The sequence below is a fragment of the Bacillus licheniformis DSM 13 = ATCC 14580 genome, assembly GCF_000011645.1.
GTDB lineage: Bacteria > Bacillota > Bacilli > Bacillales > Bacillaceae > Bacillus > Bacillus licheniformis.
This window is the reverse complement of sequence record NC_006270.3, coordinates 1,577,568-1,604,391: the sequence shown is the minus strand read 5'-3', so window position 1 is coordinate 1,604,391 and position 26,824 is coordinate 1,577,568. Positions and strand designations below refer to the sequence as shown.

33 protein-coding genes and 1 pseudogene are annotated in these 26,824 nt (G+C 45.5%); 7 read left to right on the top strand and 27 right to left on the bottom strand.

Annotation, left to right across the window (positions count from 1 at the left end):
* Positions 1 to 14: 14 nt before the first annotated feature.
* The 6 genes from moaD to mobA all read right to left on the bottom strand — a co-directional run bounded on the left by moaD (position 15) and on the right by mobA (position 4,230).
* Complete coding sequence (moaD, locus tag TRNA_RS29660) at positions 15 to 248, bottom strand: molybdopterin converting factor subunit 1 (RefSeq protein WP_003181340.1); 234 nt, start codon at positions 246 to 248, stop codon at positions 15 to 17.
* Positions 245 to 739, bottom strand: a complete 495-nt coding sequence (locus TRNA_RS29655) for a molybdenum cofactor biosynthesis protein MoaE (protein ID WP_003181338.1) — start codon at positions 737 to 739, stop codon at positions 245 to 247. The genes moaD and TRNA_RS29655 overlap by 4 nt, the downstream gene beginning before the upstream one ends.
* Positions 718 to 1,245, bottom strand: a complete 528-nt coding sequence (gene mobB, locus TRNA_RS29650) for a molybdopterin-guanine dinucleotide biosynthesis protein B (RefSeq protein WP_003181336.1) — start codon at positions 1,243 to 1,245, stop codon at positions 718 to 720. Before mobB ends, TRNA_RS29655 begins: the two co-directional genes overlap by 22 nt.
* Positions 1,212 to 2,504 carry a molybdopterin molybdotransferase MoeA gene (glp, locus tag TRNA_RS29645; protein WP_003181335.1) on the bottom strand — a complete coding sequence of 431 codons (1,293 nt, stop codon included), beginning with the start codon at positions 2,502 to 2,504 and terminating at the stop codon, positions 1,212 to 1,214. The genes mobB and glp overlap by 34 nt, the downstream gene beginning before the upstream one ends.
* A gap of 19 nt (positions 2,505 to 2,523) precedes the next feature.
* The gene (locus TRNA_RS29640; RefSeq protein ID WP_011197943.1) at positions 2,524 to 3,537 is read right to left on the bottom strand and encodes a molybdopterin-synthase adenylyltransferase MoeB; all 1,014 of its coding nucleotides are present in this window, start codon (positions 3,535 to 3,537) and stop codon (positions 2,524 to 2,526) included.
* Between the two features lie 105 nt (positions 3,538 to 3,642).
* Positions 3,643 to 4,230, bottom strand: a complete 588-nt coding sequence (mobA, locus tag TRNA_RS29635) for a molybdenum cofactor guanylyltransferase (protein WP_003181331.1) — start codon at positions 4,228 to 4,230, stop codon at positions 3,643 to 3,645.
* A gap of 152 nt (positions 4,231 to 4,382) precedes the next feature.
* Between mobA and TRNA_RS29630 the strand changes: the two genes are divergently transcribed.
* A complete protein-coding gene (locus tag TRNA_RS29630; protein ID WP_009328583.1) occupies positions 4,383 to 5,339 on the top strand; it encodes a hypothetical protein in 957 nt (318 codons plus the stop codon).
* A gap of 146 nt (positions 5,340 to 5,485) precedes the next feature.
* On the opposite strand, the gene rok is transcribed toward TRNA_RS29630, so the two are convergent.
* The 18 genes from rok to fadH all read right to left on the bottom strand — a co-directional run bounded on the left by rok (position 5,486) and on the right by fadH (position 18,480).
* Positions 5,486 to 6,076: a transcriptional regulator Rok gene (gene rok, locus TRNA_RS29625; protein WP_003181328.1), complete on the bottom strand. Its 591-nt coding sequence runs from the start codon at positions 6,074 to 6,076 to the stop codon at positions 5,486 to 5,488.
* 547 nt (positions 6,077 to 6,623) lie between these two features.
* On the bottom strand, positions 6,624 to 7,082 hold the full coding sequence (locus tag TRNA_RS29620; RefSeq protein ID WP_003181327.1) for a TlpA family protein disulfide reductase: 459 nt from the start codon (positions 7,080 to 7,082) through the stop codon (positions 6,624 to 6,626).
* An 81-nt stretch (positions 7,083 to 7,163) separates the two neighbouring features.
* Complete coding sequence (gene ahpA / locus TRNA_RS29615) at positions 7,164 to 7,706, bottom strand: biofilm-specific peroxidase AhpA (RefSeq protein ID WP_003181325.1); 543 nt, start codon at positions 7,704 to 7,706, stop codon at positions 7,164 to 7,166.
* Between the two features lie 294 nt (positions 7,707 to 8,000).
* Complete coding sequence (locus TRNA_RS29610) at positions 8,001 to 8,246, bottom strand: YkuS family protein (protein WP_003181323.1); 246 nt, start codon at positions 8,244 to 8,246, stop codon at positions 8,001 to 8,003.
* A 62-nt stretch (positions 8,247 to 8,308) separates the two neighbouring features.
* Entirely contained in the window at positions 8,309 to 9,433 is a 1,125-nt protein-coding gene (locus tag TRNA_RS29605; protein WP_003181321.1) for an N-acetyldiaminopimelate deacetylase, read from the bottom strand.
* Positions 9,434 to 9,502: 69 nt separating this feature from the next.
* A complete protein-coding gene (dapD, locus tag TRNA_RS29600) occupies positions 9,503 to 10,213 on the bottom strand; it encodes a 2,3,4,5-tetrahydropyridine-2,6-dicarboxylate N-acetyltransferase (RefSeq protein ID WP_003181319.1) in 711 nt (236 codons plus the stop codon).
* 105 nt (positions 10,214 to 10,318) lie between these two features.
* Positions 10,319 to 10,771 carry a flavodoxin gene (locus TRNA_RS29595; RefSeq protein ID WP_011197942.1) on the bottom strand — a complete coding sequence of 151 codons (453 nt, stop codon included), beginning with the start codon at positions 10,769 to 10,771 and terminating at the stop codon, positions 10,319 to 10,321.
* 29 nt (positions 10,772 to 10,800) lie between these two features.
* On the bottom strand, positions 10,801 to 11,694 hold the full coding sequence (locus TRNA_RS29590) for a WD40/YVTN/BNR-like repeat-containing protein (RefSeq protein ID WP_003181315.1): 894 nt from the start codon (positions 11,692 to 11,694) through the stop codon (positions 10,801 to 10,803).
* Positions 11,684 to 12,163, bottom strand: a complete 480-nt coding sequence (locus tag TRNA_RS29585; RefSeq protein ID WP_011197941.1) for a flavodoxin — start codon at positions 12,161 to 12,163, stop codon at positions 11,684 to 11,686. The genes TRNA_RS29590 and TRNA_RS29585 overlap by 11 nt, the downstream gene beginning before the upstream one ends.
* Before the next feature lie 131 nt (positions 12,164 to 12,294).
* Complete coding sequence (locus TRNA_RS29580) at positions 12,295 to 13,170, bottom strand: LysR family transcriptional regulator (RefSeq protein WP_003181309.1); 876 nt, start codon at positions 13,168 to 13,170, stop codon at positions 12,295 to 12,297.
* A gap of 142 nt (positions 13,171 to 13,312) precedes the next feature.
* The gene (gene cbpB, locus TRNA_RS29575) at positions 13,313 to 13,756 is read right to left on the bottom strand and encodes a cyclic-di-AMP-binding protein CbpB (protein ID WP_003181307.1); all 444 of its coding nucleotides are present in this window, start codon (positions 13,754 to 13,756) and stop codon (positions 13,313 to 13,315) included.
* A gap of 180 nt (positions 13,757 to 13,936) precedes the next feature.
* Positions 13,937 to 14,116 carry an antirepressor AbbA gene (abbA, locus tag TRNA_RS29570; RefSeq protein ID WP_003181305.1) on the bottom strand — a complete coding sequence of 60 codons (180 nt, stop codon included), beginning with the start codon at positions 14,114 to 14,116 and terminating at the stop codon, positions 13,937 to 13,939.
* A gap of 138 nt (positions 14,117 to 14,254) precedes the next feature.
* Positions 14,255 to 14,773 carry a ribonuclease H-like YkuK family protein gene (locus tag TRNA_RS29565; RefSeq protein WP_009328590.1) on the bottom strand — a complete coding sequence of 173 codons (519 nt, stop codon included), beginning with the start codon at positions 14,771 to 14,773 and terminating at the stop codon, positions 14,255 to 14,257.
* A gap of 57 nt (positions 14,774 to 14,830) precedes the next feature.
* A complete protein-coding gene (locus tag TRNA_RS43870; protein WP_003181301.1) occupies positions 14,831 to 14,980 on the bottom strand; it encodes a hypothetical protein in 150 nt (49 codons plus the stop codon).
* A gap of 11 nt (positions 14,981 to 14,991) precedes the next feature.
* Positions 14,992 to 15,234 carry a YkuJ family protein gene (locus TRNA_RS29560; protein WP_003181299.1) on the bottom strand — a complete coding sequence of 81 codons (243 nt, stop codon included), beginning with the start codon at positions 15,232 to 15,234 and terminating at the stop codon, positions 14,992 to 14,994.
* Between the two features lie 456 nt (positions 15,235 to 15,690).
* Positions 15,691 to 16,317 carry a DUF3993 domain-containing protein gene (locus tag TRNA_RS29555; RefSeq protein ID WP_011197940.1) on the bottom strand — a complete coding sequence of 209 codons (627 nt, stop codon included), beginning with the start codon at positions 16,315 to 16,317 and terminating at the stop codon, positions 15,691 to 15,693.
* A 110-nt stretch (positions 16,318 to 16,427) separates the two neighbouring features.
* On the bottom strand, positions 16,428 to 17,648 hold the full coding sequence (locus TRNA_RS29550) for an EAL domain-containing protein (RefSeq protein WP_003181297.1): 1,221 nt from the start codon (positions 17,646 to 17,648) through the stop codon (positions 16,428 to 16,430).
* Between the two features lie 67 nt (positions 17,649 to 17,715).
* Positions 17,716 to 18,480, bottom strand: a complete 765-nt coding sequence (gene fadH / locus TRNA_RS29545; RefSeq protein ID WP_003181295.1) for a 2,4-dienoyl-CoA reductase — start codon at positions 18,478 to 18,480, stop codon at positions 17,716 to 17,718.
* Positions 18,481 to 18,625: 145 nt separating this feature from the next.
* Here fadH and TRNA_RS29540 point away from each other — a divergent pair, with 145 nt between their 5' ends.
* The 4 genes from TRNA_RS29540 (at position 18,626) to TRNA_RS29525 (ending at position 22,153) form a co-directional block, all read left to right on the top strand.
* Complete coding sequence (locus TRNA_RS29540) at positions 18,626 to 19,483, top strand: metallophosphoesterase (protein WP_003181293.1); 858 nt, start codon at positions 18,626 to 18,628, stop codon at positions 19,481 to 19,483.
* A 179-nt stretch (positions 19,484 to 19,662) separates the two neighbouring features.
* Complete coding sequence (locus TRNA_RS29535; RefSeq protein WP_003181289.1) at positions 19,663 to 20,160, top strand: L,D-transpeptidase family protein; 498 nt, start codon at positions 19,663 to 19,665, stop codon at positions 20,158 to 20,160.
* An 88-nt stretch (positions 20,161 to 20,248) separates the two neighbouring features.
* On the top strand, positions 20,249 to 21,550 hold the full coding sequence (locus TRNA_RS29530) for an MFS transporter (protein ID WP_003181287.1): 1,302 nt from the start codon (positions 20,249 to 20,251) through the stop codon (positions 21,548 to 21,550).
* Positions 21,551 to 21,691: 141 nt separating this feature from the next.
* Positions 21,692 to 22,153, top strand: coding sequence for a YkyB family protein (locus tag TRNA_RS29525; protein ID WP_003181285.1), 462 nt, complete (start codon positions 21,692 to 21,694; stop codon positions 22,151 to 22,153).
* Positions 22,154 to 22,184: 31 nt separating this feature from the next.
* Here the strand turns inward: TRNA_RS29525 and TRNA_RS29520 are convergent, their stop codons facing one another.
* The 3 genes from TRNA_RS29520 to TRNA_RS29510 form a co-directional block, all read right to left on the bottom strand.
* Complete coding sequence (locus TRNA_RS29520) at positions 22,185 to 23,102, bottom strand: chemotaxis protein (RefSeq protein WP_003181284.1); 918 nt, start codon at positions 23,100 to 23,102, stop codon at positions 22,185 to 22,187.
* 73 nt (positions 23,103 to 23,175) lie between these two features.
* A complete protein-coding gene (locus TRNA_RS29515) occupies positions 23,176 to 24,495 on the bottom strand; it encodes an MFS transporter (protein ID WP_003181282.1) in 1,320 nt (439 codons plus the stop codon).
* A gap of 96 nt (positions 24,496 to 24,591) precedes the next feature.
* On the bottom strand, positions 24,592 to 25,116 hold the full coding sequence (locus tag TRNA_RS29510; RefSeq protein ID WP_003181280.1) for an RDD family protein: 525 nt from the start codon (positions 25,114 to 25,116) through the stop codon (positions 24,592 to 24,594).
* Between the two features lie 174 nt (positions 25,117 to 25,290).
* Here TRNA_RS29510 and TRNA_RS43775 point away from each other — a divergent pair, with 174 nt between their 5' ends.
* Together TRNA_RS43775 and TRNA_RS29505 are read left to right on the top strand one after the other, a co-directional pair.
* The gene (locus tag TRNA_RS43775; protein WP_011197938.1) at positions 25,291 to 25,446 is read left to right on the top strand and encodes a hypothetical protein; all 156 of its coding nucleotides are present in this window, start codon (positions 25,291 to 25,293) and stop codon (positions 25,444 to 25,446) included.
* Positions 25,447 to 25,637: 191 nt separating this feature from the next.
* Positions 25,638 to 26,818: pseudogene (locus TRNA_RS29505) on the top strand (aminotransferase A); the annotation flags it as partial.
* Between the last annotated feature and the right edge of the window lie 6 nt (positions 26,819 to 26,824).

Sequence of the window (26,824 nt, the reverse complement as noted above, 5' to 3'; positions counted from 1 at the left end):
ACCGACCGACGTTCTCATCCTCCGCTGACCGGGGGAATAAAAGCAACCGTATCTCCCGACTCGACCTCACTGTTTCCTCTTCTGTACACTTCGTTCACAGCGATCATCGCCCGGTCCGTCCCCTGAAGATTGTACGTTTCTTTTAAAAACTGTCTAATCTCGTCTGTTGTCGTCTTTTCTTCATCTATATCGATACTCTGCGCACCCGCTTGTTCCGCAAGCTGGGCAAACAGCAAAATTTTAATCAATGGTCAGCACCTCTTTCTCTGCCGGAAGCCGCCTCTTCAATATCCGGTTTCCCTTCCGGGTATTCAGTTGTCTCAAGCTGGTCGCCGATCCAAGTCTCGCCGTCCTCCCAATGTTCTTTTTTCCAAATCGGGACGATTTGCTTTATTCTTTCGATAGCATATTCATTCGCTTCATACGCCGCTTTCCGGTGAGGCGACGACACGGCGATGACAACGGCCGCGTCAGAAATGTCCAGCCTGCCGATGCGATGGGTAATGGCTGCAGCTGTGCCGGGCCATTTTTCATTGATTTCTTTGCCGATCTGAGCGAGCATGCTGACCGCCATTGGAACATAAGCTTCATATTCGAGATAGAGGGTCTTTTTTCCGTTGGTCCATTCTCTCACTGTTCCGATAAACGTCGTGACGGCACCGGCTTCCCTTCTTTCAACTTTTTTGACGACATCTTCGATGACAATCGGGTCTTTTGTTATGATAAATCGTTCAGACAAACGCCTTCCTCCTTTAGATGATTCAGAATAAAAGCCAGGGCACCCGGGTCTTCAATATGAAAGGATGGAACATCTGTTTTCGGCTCGCTCTGCTGGTAAATGACGGCGATGATGCCGTCCAATTCCTTCAGGAGCCGGCAGTCCGCTTCGTTTCTGACCATGACAACTTTTTGATATGGCGCATGTTTAAATCCTTCGATGAGGAGACACTCAACTGCTAAAACGCCGTAAGCGGCAATCAGTTGATCAAGCGTCCACTCGCCGCGCGCCGTAAGCTGAAAAACGCCCGCACCTTCTACGCCGGACGCAGCCGCTCCAGCCCGAAAAAAGCGGTCGGAATCCTTCCCTTCGGCAAAAGCGTCCGGTTCTCCTCCATGTCCGTGGTGTTTCAGACAGCCAACATTGACTCCTAGCTGATCGAGCTTTCCCGCCAATTTTTCAACGAACGTCGTTTTGCCGCTGTTTTGGTACCCTACGATCTGGAGGATTGGAAAATGTGCGGCCACAGCTGTTCACTTCCGTTCTCATCCCGGTATAAAAGAACATGCACTCTTGCCCCGGCTTCAAAGCCTCTCGTTCCGCCCGGCAAAACCATCAGCGCATTGGCATCTGCAAGAGACGTTACGGCGCTCGATTTATCCAGACCGACAGGCTCCGCCTGAAGCGCGCCGTCTTGAATGGATACAAACGAGCGGACAAACCTCGTAAACGGGTTAGGTTTTGGAAAATCCTTGGCTAAAACCGCTTCTGCACATAAAGAATACGGCTTCGGATGATGCAGCCAGGTGCGCAGGGACGGCTTGACGAAAAGCTCAAATCCAACGAAGCAGGCTGACGGGTTCCCGGACAGCCCAAACAGCAATTTGCCGTTTAATTGAGCGACCGTCGTTACACTTCCGGGACGCATCGCCACTTTATTAAACAGGACCTCGGCACCGAGCTTTTCGTAAATTGCCGGCAGAAAATCAAAGTCCCCTACGGATACCCCTCCGGTCGTAATCAGAAAATCCACCTTGTCCAAAGCTTTTTCCACCGCTGCAAAGCTTTCGTCAAATTGATCAGAAATCTTTCCTAAATAAAGGGGTTTTCCGCCTGATTCTTCAACCTGAGCGGCCGCCATGCCTGCATTGCTGTTGCGGATTTTTCCGGGAACAAGAGGATCGCTGACATTCAGAAGCTCCGTCCCGGTGGCAATGATGCCTACCACAGGCTTTTTGACTGCAGGAACCGCTGCATATCCGAATGTTGCAAGCAAAGCGACAACACCCGGCGTTATCCGGGTTCCTTTTTTCACAAGAACTGATCCTTTTCTCGCATCTTCTCCGGTTTTTGATATATTTTCTCCCGGCTGTAGTGAGCGCTTCAACACCATATAGTTTTTGCCGTCTTCCGAGAAGGTTTTTGTCAGCTCAAGCATGACTACCGCATCAGCGCCCTCCGGAATCTGCGCTCCCGTCATAATTCTGACGGCTTGAAAAGAACCCAGCTTTTTATCCGATACGGCCCCGGCTCCAATGTGATCAACCACCTCGAATTGCAGCGGATTTTCCCCCGAAGCACCGGCTGTATCGCATGCTCGGACAGCAAAGCCGTCGTATGGCGAACGGTCAAAAGCGGGTACATCGTGATCAGCCTTGACATCTTCGGCTAAAAATCTATGGAGACTCTCCTCAAGGTGAATCCACTCTGCATCTCCCAGCTTCTGGTGCTGAGAGACACGCGCAGCGGCTTCAAAAACTGGAATGGGCGTTCTTTTTTCAATCATTTAAAAAAACCTCCTGTTGTTACATTCCGATGACTCTCGCCAATATGGAGTTGGCTTCTTTTATATCATTTGTGCCGTGAACAAGGGCTCTTCCATCGTTGAAAATAACGATTCTGAACGCCTCATATTGTACATGCAGCAAATAATCATTCGCATCCACTTTTCCGATGACCGAAAGCTTTTTCATGAGCTCCTCTTTAGGCAGCCGTTTTAACATTTCGCTGCGAATTTGGACGGTCTCTCTTCCGCACAGCACGTCGGCTTTCTTTTGGCTCATGTTGCTGAGGAAAGGATAAACCGGCGTTTCTCCGCACGAAGGACATTTCTCATTGCGGCCGATCTGCATGCGATAATGGGTGTTCGCCCATAAATCAAACGTGACAAAAGCAGTTTGAAGCGCTTCTTGCTGTCCAGTTAAGATTTTTAAAATTTCAGCTTGCTGATAAGCCGACACCATTTGAACGGCCGGCGAAATAATCCCCGACGTATCGCATGTAGCCCCGCCAATCGGAACATCTTCAAACAGGCAGGCAAGGCATGGCGTTTTTTGGGGAATAATCGTCATATACATGCCCTGACTGCTGACACAAGCGCCGTAAACCCACGGAGTACCCGTCTCCTGCGCAAGGTCATTGATGATCATGCGGGTCTCAAAGTTATCCGTTGCATCAATGACGGCATCCGCCTCTTCGATCAGCGGTCTGAGTGTTTCAACTGTGCCGTCTGCAACATATGTACGAAGCTCAACACCGCTGTTGATCTCGGAAAGACGTTCTTTTGCAGCCGCCGCTTTCGGAAGCCTTTCCTCCGCGTCTTTCTCTGTGTAGAGCTGCTGCCTTTGCAAGTTGCTCCATTCCACATAATCGCGGTCTATAATAGACAGTGCGCCGATGCCTGCGCGCACAAGCCCTTCAGCGGCTGACGTGCCAAGCGCCCCGGCCCCGACGATCAAAACATGGCTCTGCCTGATTCTGTCCTGACCCGCCTGTCCGATGTTTTGATATCTGATTTGTCTTGAATACCGTTCATGCATCAGGATGATCCCCTTTACTTCCTTTTCTATATCATACCATTTTTCCGTCTGCTGTTCTTTGAAAAACACCTTCCGAAAAACCCTTGCAATCTATGATAAAATATTTCATCCCGGAAAGAACGGCTCTATTTCTTCTAAATCCGACTTTTTATTGACATTTATAAATTCCCACGGCTCTGCACCAACCGCATCTGCTTCAATGTACTTGACGCGAATGCGGTCGAGAAAACTGCTGATCTTCAGTTCGTTCTGCTGAAGCTGTTCATGGAGGACGGATTTTACCCTTCTGTGGTAGACGGCAACAAGCGGCTGCGCCCTTCCGTCTGCGACAGGCACGACGGCGTCATCCGCCGGGGTCAACTGCCGTTTTAAAGCCGATATGGTCTCCTGCCGGACAAGCGGGGTGTCACAGGCCGAAAAAATATAGCATTCCCCTTCCGCCCGCTCCATGGCTGTGTACATACCGGCAAGCGGCCCTTTCCCTCTGTACGGTTCGATATCTTCCAGCACCGCTTTTTCCCCGAGTTCTATAAACCGCTCCGTCAAGCCCGGACGGCTCAATATCAGGACGTCGTCTCCCAGCGCCTGTTTGCACCATTGATAAAGCGGCTTGCCTTTCCAGCGGGCAAACGCCTTCGGTTCCCCAAAACGGCGCGAAAGCCCCCCTGATAATATGACATGTATTTCTTTCATACGGCTCAACCTTCCTTCGCGTGTTCCTGCCTGCGAACATCATAGCAAAACTTTAGAAATCCGAACAAGTCTGTAAAATCTCTTTTTCAAAAGGCATGGCGGGTTTCATTTATGCATATTGTAGTTGTAACATTTATAGGGGGCTGGTCACCATGAAAAAAACATCGGGTTCGCTGCCTTATTTTCAAGATTTATCACAGGAAAACCTTTTTTTAAAAGCTGAGCTGGCAAGATCACATCAATTGATACACGAGCTTGAAGCAAGCTATTTTCACCAGAAAAATCATAAGCTCAGCCGGGAAAACGCAGCAATGAAACAGCAGCTTCAGCAGCTGTCATTCGAACTGGAGCGGATTTCGGCAAACAAGGAAGACAAGTCGGCCGAAACGCTCAACCGGATAAAAAGCGAATTGCTGAGTAAAATCGTCGTTCTTCAGGAGCTTCTTCAAAAAGAAACCTATGCAAGAAAACAAGAGATAGAAGAAAAGCACCGCCTTCATTTAACAAATGTAAAAGCCGAAGAAGAGAAAAAAAGCTTACATAGCCAAATAGAATACGAAAAGCTTCATGCAGAAAGAGAAAAAACGCTGAGGGAAAAAAAGGAACAGGAGCTCAAAAACGCTGCATACGAAAATGCCCGCCTGAAAGATGAACTTCATGCTAAAAGTCTTCAGCTCAAACAAATCGAAACTGATGTTGCGGTATTAAAAGAGCGGGTGACGGAAACGAAAAGCCGGCTTTTGGAGGCTGAAAAAACAAAAGAAGCGCTGTTTTATGAAACGATTCTCTCTTATAAAAGGCAACTCGATGAAAGTGATAAGTGGATCGCTTCTCATTTTGCCGATATTGATGCATTTCAGCAGACGGAGAAGGCGCTTGAACAAAACGAGGAGGTTTTTGAACGGACAGAACAGATCGAGGCGGTGCTTCAAACTGTTACAGAGCAAGTTGATCAGCTCCAACAACAATTGAGCGCCATTCAACAAAATGATACGAAAATGGATCAAAAAATAACAGAATGGAAAAAACAGGCGAAAGAAGAAACACCCCCGCAAAAATGGGTCTATCAAATTAAACGCAAAGACAAAGAAACAAAACCTTTAAATTAAATACCACTTTAAGGAATAATTTGGTTTTTACAAAAAAACCGCTTGAGTAGATTGTCTCAAGCAGTTGATTGGGCGGCGGCGTATAAAGCGGCCGCCTTTATGTTCCCTTAAAATGGAAACGCTATCTGAAAAAGCAAGGGTTTGACCTATTGCTGCTCTGTCTCAGTAGAAATCTCACCCTCTAATATATATTGACCGCGGTATGGTTTTTTGACTTCCGGGTACATTTTAATCAGGCTTTGCATAAAGGTTGTCATATTAGGGATCTCAAGTCCGCTCTCTTTTTCGATTTCTTTTTGAAGTTCGGAGCTTTTGATGGCCGCATTATGGCGTTTTAATGTTTTAATCGCCGCTTCACGCAATTTTGCAGCTTTTGAGCCTGGACGTGCTGTACCCCTTCTGCGCCTTGTCGTTCCATCTGGAATTCCGGCAGGCAGTGAGGAGGTTTGCGGAGAAGTCTGCTGCTGGTTCTTTTGAGATGCTTGCGGCTGCTGTTGCTGCTGTTGCTGGTAGCTCTTCATCTCCTGTGCAGCCAATTCAGCTAAAACAGGGAGAGATTCAGTTTTACGCTCCGGGCGAAAATCTTTTTTTGTATCATTAAAGCTGGATGGACGATCCAATTCACGCAGCTTTGCATATATGTTATCCCGCTCAATTTGATACTCCCTAATCACCTTAACTTCAGCCTCGTTCAGCTGCTCTAATCTTAAACGCAATGCTTCCCTCTCGTTAAACATACCGTTTATACCCTCCTATCAGAATAAATAAACCTTCCAATAAAAATATTAGATTACCAAACTAATTTTATCAACTATTTTTTCGTTTTTCTACTGTTGCTCTCCGTTAAGAAAATAGAACTAAATTTCCGAAAAACTTGAAGCCTGAGGAGTTTTTGAAGCATTTCGGCCTATTCTAAGCTCATTGTCGAAAAATGGTAAATAATGAAGGAACCTAGAAAATTACTTTTCAATGAAACATAATTTAGGAATAGAATCCACTGTTTAATTATGATGGAAAGTGTGAGATATCAATGATTATTCCGCCTTATAAATCCAGAATATTTAAAATTTCCAGATTTCACTTGTCGAATCCACAGTCTTTTATGCACGGGGTAAGTAAGAAATGCTCCCGAACCAAAAACAGGCCACCAGACTCATCAAATGAAATAAACAGTGTCAAATGGCCTATTTGTCGAAAGGGGAGGCTAGAGGAAATTTTTTTTGTTTTTTTGTAATTGGGGAGCCAAATAAATAAAAAACCCCATGAAAACGGGGTTTTTCATCTTTATTCAGCAGACTGTTCTGTTTCGGCAAGAACGCGGTTCACACGTTTTTCGAGCATTTTCATTCCGCTGCCTCCAGCTTGAAAATGGCGAAGCTGGCCTGTTTTGTCAAACACGTAATAAGCAGGGACATATTCATTCTCAAAAGCGTCAGTCAGCTTATGGTCGCTGTCAACAAAAATAGGCTGAGTGATATCATGTTCAGCGGCAACTTCTTTGATTTTATTCAAGTCTAAATCGTCTTCTGAACGCGGCATATGCACGGCCACCACGTTTAGTTTATCGCTGTAGCGGTCGCGGAATTCATTGACCTGGGGCATCGCCTCTTTGCACAAGTGGCAGCTGATGGACCAAAAATGAATTAATGTCGGCTTTTCTCCTATAAGCTGCTCTTTTGTCACTTCTCCGTTTAACCACTCTTTTGCGCCGGTCAGTTCCGGCATCGGCTGACGTAATTTCATGATTTTTCCTCCAATGTCATTTTTGTCGTTTAAAAAGGTCTAACAAATGTTAGACCTTTCCAATCAGATTTCTTATCGAAATTAAAGGGTTGCTTGTCCCGGTTTCCAGTTTGCAGGGCAAAGACCGCCTGTTTGCAGCGCTTGAAGCACGCGCAATGTTTCGTCTACATCACGGCCGATATTGTTATGGAACACTGTTTGATATTGAAGTTCGCCTTCTGGATTAATGATGAACAATCCGCGAAGCGCTACACCTTCTTCTTCAATCAGTACGCCGTATTCACGAGATACTTCATGGTTTGTGTCGGCAGCAAGCGGATATTTCAGCTGGCCGAGACCGTTATCTTTGCGGTCCGTGTTAATCCATGCCAAGTGAGTGTGGATGGTGTCAGTTGATACGCCGATAACTTCTGCATCAAGGTCTTCAAACTCGTCATAGCGGTCAGACATTGCTGTAATTTCTGTCGGACACACGAAAGTGAAGTCCATTGGATAGAAGAATAGAACCGTCCACTTATCATTTTTCATGTTTTCTTCAAGGCTTACTTTTCCGAATTCTTTGTTTGCAAGAACCGCTTCCATTTCAAAGCGCGGCGCTTGTTTACCTACCATGCGTTCTGCCATTTTATGTATCCCTCCAATTGTGATTTTTGGGTTATGCTACCCGTATCTAAATGAGAATTCAAATATTAAATTCTCATTTAGTTAATAATATCACATACATAGTTCATTATAATGCTTACCATATTTTAAGTCAATATTAATTGATAATAAATTTAAATTAGCGGTTGTTCTATTTAAATCCTTTAAAAAAATTGTAACATGCCGCCGGATGAGGAAACAACCGTTTAACACGCAGCAGCTGTTTTTTTTGGAAAACAAGTTAAAACCGAAGCTGGAACTTCGGTTTTATGTCTATTACTGAAGTTTTTGCTCAACCTGCTGACAGATTTCATCGGCAGTTAAACCCGTCGCCTGTATGACAGATGCTCCGGTCATCGTATCTGAAATCCCGAGCATATCAGTGTCCAGACCAGTGACGACGCAGCAGTCGCAGCCTTTTGCATCGTCTTCGGTTTTCATCGTTACAACCTCATACCCTTTTTCCTTCAAAGCAGCCTCGACATCAGAAAGAGATTGTTCGATTCCGATTTTTTTCGACATGAAGAAACACCTCCACCAATTAAGATGCCACGTTTGCCGATTTTTTATACCAGCCGCTTTATCTAATTGGCTTTGGAAGAGAAATAAGCCGTCATGACGCGGACTGCCGTTTCAAGCGCTTCCTCTTTCGGCTGCAGCTTGGCGTGGTGAAGCCCGTAAGGTGAATCGACGCCGAGCCAAAACATGAAGCCCGGATACTTTTTCAGCATATAGCCGAAGTCCTCCCCTGTCATCGCTTCTTTTGAACGGACGACCTCTGCAAGGCCGTTTTCAGAAACGAACTGCATAAAGTCTTCGACTAAATCGCTTGAATTGCAGACCTGATAATATGCTGCAGGATAGCTGACTTTACCGCTGCATTGATAAGCCGTTTCCAGGCCCCGAACCATGGCCTCGATCCTTTTCTTCACCTGTTCCATTGACGCTGGGGACAGCGTCCTGATCGTCCCTTCAAGCCTTGCTTCCTGAGCGATGATGTTTTGTGCCGATCCGCCTGTAATCGTCCCGATGGTAATAACAGCACTGTCCAGCGGATCGACATTCCTGGCTACGATCGACTGCATTTGCGTAACGAGCGAACTGGCCGCGACCACCATATCTTCTGCAAGGTGGGGATATGCGGCATGCCCGCCCTTTCCTTCAAGTTCGATTACGAGCTCCGACGTATTGGCAAAGAGCAGCCCGCTTTTCGTTCCGATCGTTCCGACCGGGAGTTCAGGCGCGATGTGCAGCGCTGTGATCATGCTCGGCTCCCACTTTTTAAACAAGTCGCTTTCAAGCATCGGCTCAGCGCCGCCCGGTCCTTCCTCAGCCGGCTGGAACAAAAACAGCAGATCTTGTTTAACCGGGTGGCGGACGAAATGATCGATGATGCCGAGGGCAATCGTCATGTGGAAATCATGCCCGCACGCATGCATCCTGTCCTGATGAACGGAAGAAAAAGAATATCCGGTATCTTCCCGAATAGAGAGCCCGTCCATATCCGCCCTGTACGCCAAAATCTTTTCAGGGGCCGTCCCTTTAACCTTTACAAACAGTCCGGTTCTCCACTTTTCAATTTCAATCCGTCCTTCCGGATGCTTTGCTAAGTGGTTCAAAAGATAAGCCTGTGTCTTATATTCCTGAAAACCGAGTTCAGGAATTTGGTGCAGATCTCTGCGAATCGCTGCTAATTCGTCCAATTTCATCTTTCTAACCTCCCCGGCGATGCGAAAATGCGTGGATTGTCACATCCACGCACTTTTCGCTGCCGCTTCTTAAAGCTGGCGCAATTCCTGTTTGATTTCTGTTTTGCCTTTAGTTTTTTCATCGATGTCTTTGATTTTTTTCGCAGGTGTTCCGGCGACTACTGTGTAAGGCTCAACATCTTCCACAACGATCGCGCCGGCAGCAACAACGGCTCCTTTTCCGACAGTCACGCCTTCAAGTACGACGGCGTTTGCACCGATGACGACATCGTCTTCAATAACGACAGGTTTTGCTGAAGGAGGCTCAATGACACCCGCAAGCACGGATCCCGCTCCGATGTGGCAGTTTTTGCCGACGGTAGCTCGTCCGCCCAGCACGACATTCATATCGATCATCGTTCCTTCTCCGATCACAGAGCCGATGTTGATGGAAGCCCCCATCATGATGACGGCATTATCGCCGATTTCCACTTGATCGCGGATGATCGCACCCGGCTCGATGCGCGCTTTAATATTTTTTAAATCGAGCGTTGGAATCGCCGAATTGCGGCGGTCGTTTTCGATGACATAGTCTTCAATTTTGCCTTTGTTGGCTTCGAGCGCAGCTTGAATCTCCGCCCATTCTCCGAATACAACCCCTGTATTGCCTGTAATAAAAGGCTTGGCTGAAGCGCCGAAGTCAATTCCTTCAAGGTCGCCTTTCACATACACTTTAACAGGTGTCGATTTCTTACTATTTTGAATAAATGAGATAATCTCATTTGCATCCATCATTTTCATTATGTAAGTCCTCCTTCTCTTTTTCTCCTCATTACTGTATCAAAGGAAAGATTTAAAAACAAGAAAAAAAGGAAAGGGATGTCCCGTTTCCTTTTTTATCAAAAGCTATGCCGGCACTTCACATTTCTTTGCAAAATCCCTGCCGAATTGGAGCAGCATGCCTTCTTCTTCATCCTCCGGATTCATTTCGATTTTGACGGACGGAAGCACCACGTTCCCGCCGAGCTCCTTGATTTTATCTTCAAGAATGTCGACGGCACCGCAAAAATGCTCGTAAGAAGTATCTCCGGATCCGAAAACGGCAAACGTCTTGCCTATGAAATCCATCCCTTCCATATCGTCGTAAATATCCAAAAACTCATCCGGAAGTTCTCCGTCGCCCCAAGTATAGGCGCCAAATATCATGTGCTGATAATCGTTAAAGAGCGCCGCATCTACATCCATCGCTTCATGACGGTCCACTTCGGCCCCGCCCTCAAGAAGGCCCTTCTCGATTAAATCGGCCATCGCCTCTGTATTTCCAGACATGCTTGCATAAACCAGCAAAACTTTCCCCATCATTATTCCTCCTATAAAACGCTATAAAATCAGTGGGCTGCAGCAGGCTGTTCATAAGGCCTGACAAATTTGCATTCATAAAGACCTGCGCAAAAGAAGTTCTCCTTTTGGTTGGCCACCCTGAACCCATGCCCTTTTATCGTGTCAAACCATTTCAGCTCCCTCTCAAAGAAATCAAGCTGATAGATTCTTGAAAAGCCGTCTCGGTCCTGAGCCGATGTGACATAGATGATTCCGTTGTCTTCGGACACATCCAGGAATGATTCTTCATTCTCAACAAGGCCCCGCCTGATTTGTATTTCATCATTTGTGTGAATGTTGACCAAATCGACGGCACCGTGATTCCCTTTTTTGGATCCCATCGCACATACCAGCCATTCGCCTTCAAATGCGATCATCGAGGCGGTCATGCGGCCGGTTTCTTTTTTGATCATAAAAGCCGATTCTGATGCCAAATCGTATGCCCAAACACCGCCGTGCACTTCATGAATCTGCGTCCCGATGTAAAGGCGCTCTTCATGGAGGCACAGAGAGCGGATAACGGGCGGATGACTCAAACCGGAAAACGGCTTGACGACTTTCCATGAGACGCCGAAATCGTCGGATATGTAAATGCAATGCTTCCCATGCGCACACACAAAGCCGTCCGTTCTCCCCGTGATCGACCAAATCGTGGCGTTTGTCGGAAAGCTTGAGATTGACCAGGTTGCCCCTTGGTCAGACGATCTGATAATCGTTCCTCTCTCCCCTGCGCCGAATAAATAATCGCCGATATAGGTGATGGAACAAATTTTGCTTTTTAATTGAAAGAGCCTTTTCCAGCCTTGCTCAAGTGAATAGTGAAAAATGCCTTCCCGCTTGACGGCGACAAAGTAACCGGAATGCTTTGCCGAAGCGACGGCCGTCGCACCTTTATGAAACATGGATCTCAGCCCGCCGTTTTTGCTGTTCTGCCCATCTTATAAAGCCTTCGGCAAATTCCTTGCAGCACTCGGCATCTTCATCTGTTTCAGGAGCAAGCTCTATTTTCAGTGTCTCTTGATAAAGGTCGGCGCCGGTTCGTTCAAGCATGGTGTAAAACGTGTTGACCGCTTCGCAAAATCGGGGGTATGCATAATCGCCGGATCCGAAGCATGCCGCTTTCTTTCCTTTAAGGTCAAGCGAAGAGACCTCTTCGTAAAACGATTCCGCTTCATAAGGAAGATCCCCGTCCCCCCATGTGTAGGTGCCGATTAAAAGAAGATCATATTCAGCCAATGAGTCGGTATCGACATCATCCATTTCCTGAATGGTGACATCAAAACCGTACTCTCGCAATGTATCTTTAATGATCATAGCGATATCCTCCGTGTTGCCGGACATGCTGGCATATGCAATCAATGCTTTAGACAACAGAATCACCTCTATAATTGATAATGATTTTCATTATTGTATAGATACACTTTAAATGATAATGATTATCAATGTCAATAAATCGTACAAAAAAAAGCAGTCCCCTTTTTGGAGTCCTGCCTTTCTAGTGTTTATTCCATTGCCGTACATTCTTTCACAACTTCTACAAACGCCTGTACTTGCTTCAGCTGGAAAGCCGGCTCATAACCGAGCAGCCACGTATCTCTGCCGATTGCTTTTCCTTTAGCATCAAGCAAAGGGATTTGGTGAACATGGCTCCCGCTTCCGTGAAGCGTCACCGATGGAAGGATCGCATAACCGATTCCGTGGAAAGCCATCTGTTTGCATGTTTCAATTTGGTCGACAATAATGGTTTGTTTCGGCGATGTTTTGAACTTTTGGTGCCACCAGTGCTGAATTTCCTGATAGTACGTGCTGTCGCTTTTGAACTGGATGAACGGCCGTTCCGTTTTGGCAATGTCCTCAATGTTTCGGATCTCTGTATCGACAAGGTACAATTCGTCCCGCATCAAGTAGTGCTTAGGGCCTTTCCATTCCGGGTTTCCCCTGATAATGCCAATATGAACATGGTCTTCGTAGAGGCTTTTCAGCATTTCGCTGCTCCAGCCGGTGACGAGGGAGATTTTGACGTTCGGATATTGTTTAACGTAGGTTTTCAGAACGTTCGGAAGCCAATGCTGCCCGATAATCGAAGCGGCCGCCAATTTGAGCGTACCGTGTATCTCGCCCTCCAGCTCATCTATATTCTCTCTCACTTTTTCCTGTTCCAATGTTACATCTTTTGCAAACTGGATAATTTTTTCTCCGGCAGACGTGACAGTCAGCCCTTTTTGCGATCTTAAAAAAATTTTCGTTCCCCATGATTTCTCGATGGTCTGCAGCCGCTGGGATAATGCCGGCTGGGAAACAAACAGACGTTCAGCCGCTTTCCGCATATTTAATTCTTCCGCCAGAACGACAAGCATGTGAAGCTCTTGAAGCTGCATGGACATTCCTCATTCCAATAAGTTTTTCTTATCATACATTTAATCAAACGGCTGTTTTTTAATCAAGCGGGAAGTCGGGCATCGGGGAATGTGCGGAGGATTGGATGGAGCGCTGCAAATAAAAAATAGGCCGCTGCCGCGCCTATTTATTCAACGTCCTCAAATGCTTATTCAGCTGTTTTAATACGACACGCCTTGTAAAAATGCCTTCGAAAACCTGCTCTTCATTTTCGACACATACAAACGCGTTGTTGATGACGAGTCCGAATCCTTTTAAAATCGGATCATCAATTTTTAAGCGGGGGATGTCCGTCAGCATGACTTCTTCAACATGAATCTTATCAAGCTTCTCAAATTCGATTCGTTCCAAGCCGAAGATTTTATCCATGATCATATTCGTTCCGATTAATCCGTGCAAACGGAAAGAAGCATCAAGTACAGGGATCGCGGTATATCCGGTTTTCGTCAAAACGAGAAGGGCATGTTCCAGATTGTTTCCGACTTGAACATGGGCTACTTTATCAGCATCGATCATAAACTGACCTACTGTCGTTTCAAGAAGTTCATCTGATTGCAAACTAATCATGATTTTTCGACTCCTTTTCAGCTTTAATCCATCAACGCATAATTTCCCTATACTACAATAATATAAACAATATCAATATTTGTCGAAAACTTTCCTTTCTCCCAAGGTCAGTTTATCATTCAATATCCTTTTAGGAAACAAAAAAGATACTCTAATGAGTATCAATTGATATAATCTGACCTAATTTTCAGACCGGACACGGTCATATAAGGTAACCAGTTTCTTATATGTCAGGCTATCCACATTTTTTGTACCAGTTTCTATATCATTGATCTCACTGCTTAGTAGCTCTACGGCATACTCATGGTCCAAAAGTACGTTCAGCAACAGTTTTCTCTCTTCTTCTGAAAAGCGTTCCATTCTTAACCAGCCCCCTAATTGATTTAGCTAGAGTCAGAAACAATATGTTCTCTCTAGTTTCTATAGGGCTAGAATATGAAATTGAAAATCAAACGTCAACCGCACATTTCGACATCTGTTCGATTTTCTTTCAAACAATTATTTTGTGTACCGGTTTGCATAGCTTGAAGCTGTATAGGAGTCAGGTTTAATTTTGGCGCAGATCCCCATCGAAGTGATTCGTCCTGTCATTTCCTGAATTAAATCCTTTGTCATTCCTTTTTTTCCGATATCCAAATGAACTTCAAGGGTTAAATCTGCTCCCTCGTCTGTAAACGGAAGAAGCAGATCCATGATTTCATTAAAATAATCATTTAAAAGATATGCGGCAATCTCTTGGCTGTAAGCTGTTTCAAGCGATATTTTCTCCCTGAGGCTATGTATCGGTCTGTTGACAACCGTGTTTTTCAGACAGCCCCACGCTCCTTTGCCTTTGCGGTGCAAATGGATAGCTGTGATAAATTTTGTGCAATTCTGATGGATCTGCGAGTCTGTTCCGACGGACAGCAGATAGCTTGCCCTCGGATCTTGGCGTATGAACGACTTTAGTCTCCCGATCACTTCAGGAAATGTCATTTGATCTTCAGAAAGATTGTAAAAAAGAAAAGAATCAGCCATTGGAATGCCCCTTTTCATTTTTGATCTGCACCGAAGATGGAACGATTCGTCTGTCTGCTATCCTTTTTTGGTCGGTATATTTTTCAAGCTGAACCCGCAGCTCTCACATCTGTAAATCACATTCTGATTGGACTGGGCCGTCAGAACTTGATCCATATGCTCGGTTGTTTTGCAATGCGGACAAATAACGCTTGGAAAAGCTTTCATGCCATATCCTCCTATTGCTGAAGCAGTTCAAAGATTTCGATTGAAATCATATCGATGTTGTCAAACGGAAATGTGGTAGGCTTATCTCCTTTTTGATAAACTGTCAGCTCAAACGTTTGGTTTTTTTCAAAATATTTTACGCTGCAAATTTTTTCTCCGTTCACTTCAAAATTGCGCTGCGTCGGTTCTCCGGCAGCCTCCGCAGTCTCTTGCAGGCTCTGCAGTCTCGTGATGATACCCATTAATTGTGACATTCTAAAAAAGACTCCTTTCAAAAAAACAACTTCAGGATCAACAAGTATTAATTATAATACAAGTTCTACAAAGCATCATACCACAAAGTATCAGCCGATGACATTTTTCCTTTTTGATCATGAAAAAGAAAAACCGCTTTTTCATAGTTTGAGTTTTCTTTTTTCATGTCATACATGAAAAATATTTTTTTGACTGCAGAGGAGTCTATTTGAACCACCAATTTAGATTTATGGAGCAAAGGATTGTCTTATTCCTGCGCGCGCCTAATGCCCAAAAATCCCGCAGCTATTTGAAGTGCGGGATTCCATGCAAATAAAAAACTTGGCGGGGGCAGCGCCAAGTTTTTTAAATCTTGATCTGATAGAGGGGTTGGGGAACAGAGAGGTTCATCTCTCTATAATTAAATGATAATGATTATCAGTATCATTGTCAATGATTTTCTTTAAATTCTTTTGCTAGCTGAAAATTCCGGCCAATGTCCAGTTAACATCGGTGGCAAAAAGCGGAAATGCAGCCTGGTCTCCTTCCCCTTTATCCGCAAAATTCGAGCTTGTTTCTTTTTCATCCGGTTGTTTGGACATTATTTCTTCTCCAGCCGGTTTTGTATCAGATTGGCCGATATCCGTTACTTTGAAGCTGCCGCCGGTATTCTTCAGCGTCACCGTCTGATAATTTTTTTGATATGAAACAGGGCCGTCGTTTTGATCTCCAACAAATTCATATACGGTATAGCTTCCGTCTTTCCCCGCCACTTTTGTGTCTCCGCCATAGCTGAAGAAAGGGATTGCAACTTCAGGCGCGTCTGTCCCGTAAAAAATCCACCCCGCTTGTTCAGGAAAGGCGTTCGCCTCTACATACTTCACTGCCATGGCGTGCTCCATATAAGGTTCCAAGAGGGATATCATGTCTGTTTTCGTTCTTTCCTTTTCGGTCAGCTGAAAATGGACGTCCGATACGGATTGAAGGGTCTCAAATAACGATGCTCTTGTCGGTTTTTCTCCGGCTTTGGCAAAATCCGCGCAGAAGAATACAAGAGCCGCAGCCAGAAGCGCGCACAGTAAGGATGACCAAACGTTCTTCATATGATCCACCCCTTTTTAGCATTTATATTTTCACATTTTCCTTTATATACGCGAAACAAACCTCTCGGGATTCATTTTTTCAAAAAGAAAAAGCGGCGAAAGGCCGCCGCTTAAATTAATCCGTCTTGTTCGTATAAATATGAGTAGGACAGGTCAATGAACAGATACAATTCTTCATCCATCGGATAGGAAAACGTTCTGATCATTTCCCCCGTTTCGATATCGCTGTACAAATCGCTGAAAAACCCTTTTCTCATCGTTCTCATCCTCATGATATTCTCGAGAAAATAAGGGCGCCAGCTCCAATTTTTGCCGATGTACTCAGGCTGAAATATCCATGCTCCGTCATGCTTAAACACGTTTTTCGTCAGCTGAATACCGTCTTCATCGCACATGTAAATTCTAAAGCTGCAATCTGTCAGTTCTTTTCCGAGATTGAAGAGAAATTCATCGTCTGACTGAGCCGTTTTCTTTAGCGATGTGACAAGCTGATGAACCCGTTTGTAAAACTGCTCGGAGTGATCGTACAGAATGGTTAGCTTCTTCTTCTCATGCGTGATGAATTGATGAAACTCGGCCTGCAGCCGGTCCTTTAATACATCCCGTTCGATAAATTTATCCTTCGGCAGCTCAAGATACTGCCCCTGGAAATATCGGCCCCCGTTTCTCCATGCGTATTGCAGCTGAAAGCTCGCTTCAATATCTTCATAAAGCAATGCGGCTCCGATTTTTCTGGCAAGGAGAGATATGCTGTAAAGCACATATTCATAGGAAGGCGAAGGAGAAGACAGCTTGAGCGGCTGAAGGTCGATCTTTAACAGATCCGGAGAAAGAAGAGCGATTCTGTCGAGATTGCTGCTTTCCTTACCGATATTATCAACAGCGACTTTAATTCCGTATGTACGGTAATAGGTCAGCAAATGATGAAGCTGTTCAATATCCCCTTCAAACTTTTGCTCCGTGATTTCGATAACGAAACGGCTGAGCTCGAGCCCTTTATCCTGATATTCCATCAACAGGTCGAGGAACGATTCGCCGTGATCCATCATCAGCACATTTGCATCTTGATTGACGAAGATGAGCAGGTCGCGCCCGCTGTCCAGAAAATGATCGAGCGCCTGGCGGATCACCTTGAGATCAACCTCTTTCTTGTATTCTTCCGGAATTGTCGGATCAGAAAAAAACGGCCCGAGGCTCTTCACTTCAGTTTCTACCTTGATGCGCCCCAGCACTTCATAGCCGATCACCTTTTGTTCTTCAGCACTGAAGATCGGCTGATAGTATGGAATGACATCTTCAATGTTCGTTAAAATATCGAGTGGATCCAACATGGCATATCACCTGCTTCTAATCTTTGTCTGATTATACCATACCGGCTCGCACCTTTGAATTTGAAATCTAAAACGGACGGGGATTCAGCCATTGACCTCCGTCCATCGTCACACACTCCCCGTTGACATATCCCGCCTGCTCAGAAAGCAAAAATGCGGCGAGTCCCGCGATTTCTTCAGGGGTGCCCAGCCTTTTGAGCGGAACGCTTTTGATTGTCGCGTGCGCGGCTTCTTCCGATTCAAATAATTTTTCGGCTCCGCCCGTCCTCTCGATCGGACCGGGCGCAATGGCGTTGCACCTAATCCCGTATGCACTTCCCCACTCGACGGCAAGCGTCCTTGTCAGCGACAGAACGCCTGCTTTTGCCGCCGCGGAGTGAACGACACCGGCACCGGCGCCCCATGCATACGTCGCGACCATATTTAAAATCTGGCCGCGTTTCTTTTCCTTGATCCAGTAGCGGCCGGCTGCTTGGCTGCAATAAAATGTGCCGTTCAGCACGATATCGATGACCGCCTTCCAGCCGTTGACCGATAGTTTTTCAGCCGGGCAGATAAAGTTGCCTGCGGCATTGTTAACCAAAGCGTCGATCGTGCCAAACCGTCCTGCCGCCTCTGTGATCATCTGTTCCACATCTTCAACAGACCGGACATCCATCCGGCATACGGCCACCTGCCCGGCAAAAGTTTCAATTTCTTCTTTGGCCGCTTCGAGCGTTTCTTGTGTTCTGCCCGTAATCATCACATTCCATCCTTCTTCAGCCTGCTTTTTGGCGATCGCTTTTCCCATTCCGCTCGACCCGCCGGTCACGATTACAACTTTTCTGTCCATATCCATCCCCCTTGTTATGAATGAGTATTCATTCAATTGATAGTTTATCATATAAATTAAAAAAAATTAACAAAACATGCGGACTGTCCTAAAATGGCTTTTCTGGATGATATAATGTAGAGAATCTATTAAAGGTTGGTTGATTATGAAAAATCCGTCCAGAAGACAATTTTTAAAAGGCTTCTTAGGCCTTGCCGCAGCAGGGCTCTTTACCGCTGCCGGCGGCTTGGGCTATGCGCGCTATCTCGAACCGCACATGCTTGAAACAAACTTTATTCCCATTCGGCATCGGCTCATTCCTAAAGGGTTTGATCAGTTTCGGATCGTTCAGTTCAGCGATACCCACTTAAGCGAATACTTTACAGCAGACGAGCTTTCAAATGTTGTCAGCCAAGTGAACGCCCTCTCCCCGGATCTTATCGTATTCAGCGGGGATTTAATAGATAAACCGCATCGCTACCGGGAACACGAGCGTGCTGTAAGCGCCTTAAAAAAGCTTTCAGCCCCCTATGGAAAGCTTGCTATATTCGGGAACCATGATCACGGAGGCTATGGAACAAAAGTCTATCAGACGCTCATGGCATCGGCCGGTTTTCGGGTGCTGCGAAACGATTTGCTGAAGCTTGAATTGATAGACGGAAGCGTAATTGAGATCGCTTCACTCGATGATTTGATGCTCGGCAGACCTGACTACGAAGGCATCCTGTCAAAGCTGAGCAAAAAAGCCTTTTCGATTTTGCTCGTCCATGAGCCTGATGCCGCTTTAACGGCAAATCAATACCCCGTCAATCTGCAAATATCCGGACACACCCACGGCGGACAAATTCAGATTCCCGTATTCGGTCCTTTGATTACGCCTCCGTACGGAGAAATTTATACGGAAGGAATGTATGAAACAGCCGGAATGAAAATCTATGTCAATCGAGGAATCGGCACGACCAGGCTGCCGCTCCGCTTTCTGTCAAAGCCTGAAATCACCGTGTTCCAGCTTGAATCCATTTAAATCTTGCCCGGTCTTTTGGCTCAAAACAAAAGGCATCTGCATACATTAAGTAAAAACATTCCCGCTCCATTTCATCCAATCCCCATCAAAAAAACGAAACTTCCTCAGCCTCTTTCCGTCTATATATTAGCAGCGGAAAAGGCTCTCTTTTCGTTTTTGAAAAGGAGATGTGCTGATTATTGCTGATGTACCAAGTCAAACCCGGAGAAACCCTTGAAAGCATCGCCGCCGATTTCAGAACGACCCGGCAGGCGTTGCTGCAGGCGAATCCTGGCTTAAACGGCGGCCAAGTGTCCGCGGGCCAGTCGATTATCATTCCCGGCATCAGAAATCCGGACACAATTCCATACCGGATTGCCGTGTCTCTCAACGGAAGAACGCTCAGATTGTATGAGCGAGACAGACTTGTAAAAACATATCCGATTGCCGTCGGAAAAATCCTCACACAGACGCCGAGAGGCGAATTTGTCATCGTCAACCGGCAGCCAAATCCGGGCGGCCCGTTCGGCGCCTACTGGCTGAGCCTGTCAAAACAGCACTACGGCATCCATGGAACGAATAACCCTTCGTCAATTGGCAAAGCTGTTTCAAGGGGATGTATCCGCATGCACAATCGGGATGTTCTGGAACTTGCTTCTATCGTACCCAACGGAACCCGAGTGTCCATTACACCTTAGACGAGTACATTTCCAGACAAATGCAATTTGAACAATACAACATCTTGTATTAAGATATAATGGGACCTTTAGGGTAAGGAGCGTATATATGGATCTTTTTAAAAATCGTAATTTCGTCCGACTTTTTTTCGCAGCTTTCGCTTCTCAAATGGGAACGACAGTCGGAAATATGGCTTTCGCCTTTTTCTTGCTCGACCGGTTCAGCAGCCAGCCGGCCTATACGACAATCGCCGAGCTGATGTATTCCTTGCCGACGGTTTTCGTATTCTTTATCGTCGGGGTGGTCGCTGACCGTTTTGACCGCAAGAAAGTCGCGGAAAACTGTGATTGGATCAGAGCGGGACTGACTGTCGTTCTTTTCTTTGTATTGTATCTTCAAATTATACCGCTTGTGTTTTTAGTCCTATTTATCAGAAGCGCGGTTACAAAATTTTTCTACCCGGCCGAAGCAAGTTTGGTCCAGGCCATTTTAAGAAAGGACCAGTATGCAAAGGCTGCAGGACTGAACCAGATGCTTTTCAGCCTGTTTCTATTGTTCGGCGTAGGAATTGGAGCATTTATGTACAAGACGATCGGCTTGCATGGAGCAATCGCTCTTGATTTTGTGAGCTTTATCGTCTCCGGCTTTTTAATCCGTTCCTGCGATATACCGCTTGCAGCGCGGAAGCCGAACGGAAATAAAGGCTGGAAAAACATGACCGTCAAAGATTCGATGCGCGATTTTAAGGAAGGCATCGTTTATATATTAAAAAATAAATTGCTTGCCTCTCTTGTATTCGGATATTTTATTTTCGGGCTTGTAAGCGGCGGACTTTCGGTTCTGCCGATGTTTAAAATGAAGTATGAGCTGTCCCCTGACAGTTATGAGTGGCATACTTCCCTCTTCACAATCGTACTGGGCATCGGACTTTTGACTGGGATTGCCGTCGCCGCCCTGCTCGAAAAAAAAGTGAAGCCGGCATACATGATGTCAGTCCCGATTTTTATCGCGGGTGCCTTTATCATCCTGCTTGGCTTTACAGATCAATTGCCCGTATACTACTCGGCTGCATTTCTTGCCGGGATATGCATCGGGCCGATCAACACAGCTCTTGGCGGCTGGATTCCCAAAATCGTCCATCCAAGGCTGATGGGAAGGGTCAGCGGGTGGACCGATCCGCTGACAATGCTGGCGCAATCCTCAGCGCTTGGCATGATCGCTGTCCTATTCCCGGGAATCATCGCCGATGTGGATTATATATATTACGGCTTGGCGGGAATTATTCTGCTGGCGGCGCTGTACTACTTTATCGCCCTGCCTAAATTAAGCGCCGAGAGTGCGGAAATCGACGTTCAAGCGGCGCTGAAGAGACAAAAAAATACAAAAGCGAAAATGAACTCTGTTTTATAAAGATGAAAACGCGCGATTCCATAAAAAATCGCGCGTTTTTTCTATGGGATATTTGCATTTTCTGTTCTATTTCGTATAATTTAGACATAAGCCTTGCATCTTTAGGAGGTGATCTAGAAACGAATGGATAGGAGAGAAAAAATGGACGACCATAATCATACGAAAGAATTAAAACCGACAGTTGAAAACCTTTCAAAAGCGATTTATACAGTTAACCGCCATGCGAAAACCGCGACTAATCCCAAATACCTGTATCTTCTGAAAAAGAAAGCTTTGCAAAAGCTGCTTAATGAAGGAAAAGGTAAAAAGGTAGGCCTGCATTTTTCGAAAAATCCAAGATTCAGCCAGCAGCAGTCAGATGTGCTGATATCTCTCGGAGACTACTTTTTTCACATGCCTCCAACAAAAGAAGACTTCGCAAACCTTCCACACTTAGGTACATTAAATCATTCGTATCGGAACCCTAAAGCTCATATGTCCTTGAATATAGCGAAACAGCTTCTTCAAAACTACACGGGAATCAAAGAAAAACCGCTCGTCACAAACCGGAAGCGTCCAGCCTCAAAACCCGTCTTCAAGAAGCTTGGCGAAAGCTATTTTTAATAAAAAAAAAAGCCTCCTTTCGAGGCTTTTTTTAGTTCTTGAAAATATATTTATCAAGCTTTTCGATCAGTTCATTGAGCTCTGGCTTGCTGATTTGTTCATCGGCTCCGACTTGTTCCCCTTTATGGCGAAGATCGTCTGTAATCAAAGAAGAGAAAATCAAGATCGGCAGCTCCGTACTCAGCGGGTTATCTTTTAGCAGCTTTGTGAGCCGGTGTCCATCCATCTGCGGCATTTCAATATCCGTGATCATCAGATCGACTTTTTCGTGAAGAGCTGTGCCGTCTTCCATCAATTGAAGCGCGTGCTCGTAAGCGTCTTTTCCGTTTTCAAAAGACACGATGTTGTTGTATCCCGCTTCATTCAGCTTTTCCACCAATAGCCGCAAGAGGAGCGGAGAGTCCTCGACAATGATCAGCTTTTTGTCAGTCCGTCTCTGATCGAATTTTTCATTTTTCATTTGATAAGGGTCCATACCTGACTCAGACTCAAGATCAAAAATGATTTTTTCGTAATCTGGCAGGAAAATCATGGTGCCGTCGAGCTTAATGATGCCGGTAAGGTGACGGTCCATCCCTTGATTCAAAGCAGTCGGCTTCTCAATTTCTTCCCATGACACCCGGTGAATCTGTGAAACCGCTCCAGTGTGAAAGACGATTTTCCGCTTGTTAAATTCCGTCACAATGTATTTTTCTTGATGCTCGTCATCACCGTGCTCAACGCCAAAGAAAGAGAATAAATCAATGACGGGAAGAATTTCCCCGCGCAATGTAATCATGCCCTCCATATGCTTATGCGAATGAGGCACTTTCGTAATTTCAACCGGCTGAATGATTTCTCTGACTTTCATGACATTTATGCCGAAAATGTTGAGACCAACCTCGAACTTCACGATTTCTAATTCATTGGTTCCCGAACTTAATAAAATTTCCTGTTGGTTTGAAGACACTGATATCCCTCTCTATCCTACTTTGTGTTTACTTTTTATATCGGCGTCTTTTGTTAAAAGTTGATGCTCCGGCTCAAGCTTTTGCCTTAACATTTTGATGAATGATCAGGCCGATCGCCGCCAATAACACTAAAGATCCGAAAGCCATTCGGCTGGCCATGTTCCCGAGATCCCTGAACAGCAAAGTAATCGATCCGTAGAGGACCGGACCGAAAATGGAAGAGATTTTCCCCGACAAAGCAAACAATCCGAAAAATTCGCCTCTTTTATGTTCTGGCGTCAGCTCGATAATCAGTGTCCTTGATGCGACCCATGTGCCTCCAAGCGAAATGCCGAACAAGCTCCCCGCAATCCAAAACAAGAGCGTTGACGTCGTGCATGCTCCAATCGTCAAAGCGGTGATCATAATGGCGGCGACAAGGCTGACCGCGTGCTTGGCGCCGATTCTTTTCGTCACAAAGCCGAGCAGAAATGAACCGATGATGCTTGATACAGTAGAAACAAGGTAAAGCAAAACGAATTGTCCGGTCGTAAAACCGATGACCGTTTTTGAATAAACCGCCATCATGGCTATTGCTGTAGCAAGCGCATCATTCAGGAAAAAGTAGGCGATCATGAATAAGAAGACCGGCTTATATAGACGAATGTCTTTGAATGTCTGCACAATTTCCCAGTATCCGCTGAAAAACGATTTCTTTTCTTTCGGTTCCGGTTTTCTTTTCTCTTTCGTGAAGAGCAGATACGGAAGTGAAAAAAACAGAAACAAGAGAGCCGACGGGATGAATGCGCGGTGAAAATCCTGGTTGCCGACAAGAAGGTATACCGTTAACCCGGCTAAAGTGCCGATATACCCGATTGCAATTCCGAAACCTGATAAGAGCGGGATTTCTTCTTTTGTCCCCAAGTCAGCCAAAATCGTATCATAGAACACCAAGCTTGAATGATAGAAAAACTTTGCGGTCACAAACATGATGACGACAAGGATCAAGGATAGCGGAAGCCCGTATATGTCCTTCTGAAACGAAGCCCCGGCAAAAACCCCCATTAAAATGGTGCATGAAACACAAATCATCGTAAACAGGCCGATGTATTTTTTCTTTCTGCCCGTTCGGTCGATCAGCACTCCGAATAAAGGCGTGAAAATGACAAGCAGAAAGCTTGCGGCTGCGTTCGAATAGGAGATAAAAGTGCTTGCCACCTGATTCATGCTGGCATTTTCGCCGACTGCCTCCTGCAAATAAAAAGGAAAAAAGATCGTCACAATATTTGATGAAAAAATGGTATTTGCAAAATCGTATAACGCCCAAGAAAGAATCGGCAGCGTCAAAAAGAGCTTGATTCCCGTTCTTTGCGCCCGCTTTACAGCTTGTTCACGTTCCGGCTGAGTATCCATCTGGATTGATGCCTCCTTATTTTTATTCCTGCCGTGAAACATTTTCCTGAACAAGACAGCACGCATTCAAGCTGAAAGCGTGCTGTCTTTTGCCCGTTATTTTTTTACGACAATGGTTCCTGCCAACATATCATGAAGCGCCTGGCGCCTTTCTGTAAAAAAGGCCATAATGTAGCCGATCATCAAAATCGGAGATAGAAAGCTTTTGGCCAGAAACCTTCCGGCTGCACGGCCGAATGAGATTCTTCCGCCTTCTGCCTTCGCCACCTGAACGTTCATGATTTTCTTGCCTAGCGTCCCTTGCCATTTGGATGATTCCATCAGCGTGTAATAAAGAAAATACACAATAAAAGTAATACTTCCAACGATCGCTACGGTTTTGAACATACTGATGATAAACGTAAAGACTTCCTGATCGCTCAAATACTCGGGATCAGTCTCCATCATGAGCATGATATCCGAATTTCCCAACATCAACGTCGCTGTTAAAACGTACGTGAAAATATATGCGGGAATCCCGAGAATCAATCCGTCGAGCAGGGAAGCTACAAAACGCGCGCCGATTCCGGCATACTCGCTCCTTTCAGGAGCAGTTTCGTGTTTGTCTAATTCCAATTCCAATGTGCTTTTCCTCCTAACATCTTGACTTCTATATACTACTAAGACTGGCTGAACATTATCAATACGTATCGCATTTTTTTAAAGTTAAATTAATGTACGGATCACAAGTTTTTCATTGACTTTGACATTTATCGTGTTACAATGGTCAAGGATTTTTCAGGAAAGGTGTTTATGATGGGAACAATTGTAGCGATTAAAAATCATGAAATGACCATTTTAGAAGAGGTCAGCCGGGCCGTTTACACAGAAATGCTCAAGGAAGCTTCAGACAGTGAAGAACAAATATATATTTCGTGGAAAGAAGATTTTGACTCCGATTACGGCTACTAAACGGAACATAACGTAAGGCAATCGTTTGATTGTCTTATTTTTCTATCTGCCGCCGTCCGCATGTCCGCATACCTTGCATCGTTTCGCATATACTTGTTACGAGTTTTTATAAAATTGATTGATTAAAAGATGACAATTGGTCTGATGATGGTAAAATAAGATAAACCATAACATTTTTAAGGTGATGCTAAATGGAACATTTGCTTAATCCAAATGTAAAAGAAATCGAAATCTCAGGGATCCGCAAGTTCTCAAACCTTGTATCCCAGTACGAAAACGTAATCTCTTTAACAATCGGCCAGCCTGATTTCTTCACCCCCCACCATGTCAAACAGGCCGCCAAAAAAGCGATAGATGAGAATCAAACATCCTACACTCACAACGCCGGATATCCTGAGCTGAGGCAGGCTGTACAGCTTTATATGAAGAAAAAAGCCGATTTAAATTATGAAGCGGAAAGCGAGATTATTGTGACAACAGGCGCCAGCCAGGCTATCGATTCGGCATTCCGCACGATTTTATCTCCGGGCGATGAAGTCATTCTTCCGGGGCCGGTATACCCCGGCTATGAGCCGATCATCAAAATGTGCGGAGCGTCTCCATTGATCATTGACACCACGTCCCACGGCTTTAAGCTGACAGCAAAATTGATCGAGGAAGCGCTGACGCCGAAGACAAAATGTGTTGTTCTTCCATATCCGTCGAATCCGACGGGAATGACGCTGTCCGAAGAAGAGCTGAAGGACATCGCCTCCCTTTTAAAAGGCCGAAACGTCTTTGTGCTCTCAGATGAAATATACAGCGAACTCACTTTTGACAGACCGCACCACTCGATCGCAACTGTGCTAAGGGACCAGACGATCGTCATCGGCGGGCTTTCCAAATCCCACAGCATGACGGGCTGGAGAATCGGGTTTTTGTTCGCACCGAAGGAAATCGCAAAGCATATTTTAAAAGTCCATCAATACAACGTATCTTGCGCTTCATCGATTTCTCAAAAAGCTGCTCTGGAAGCCGTCACCAACGGGTTTGATGACGCTCTGATCATGCGCGAGCAGTATAAAAAACGGCTGGACTACGTGTACGACAGACTTGTGACGATGGGCCTCGATGTGATTAAACCGTCGGGAGCATTCTACATTTTCCCGTCCATCAAATCGTTTGGAATGTCTTCCTTTGACTTCTGCATGTCGCTTCTTGAAGAAGAGGGGCTTGCGATCGTGCCGGGCAGCTCGTTTTCTGAATACGGGGAAGGCTATGTGAGGATCTCTTACGCATATTCTCCTGATACGCTAAGGGAAGGTCTTGACCGGCTGGAGTCCTTTGTTTTCAATAAGAGGCAATCGATACAGACTACGTAAACAACGGCTTTTACGCC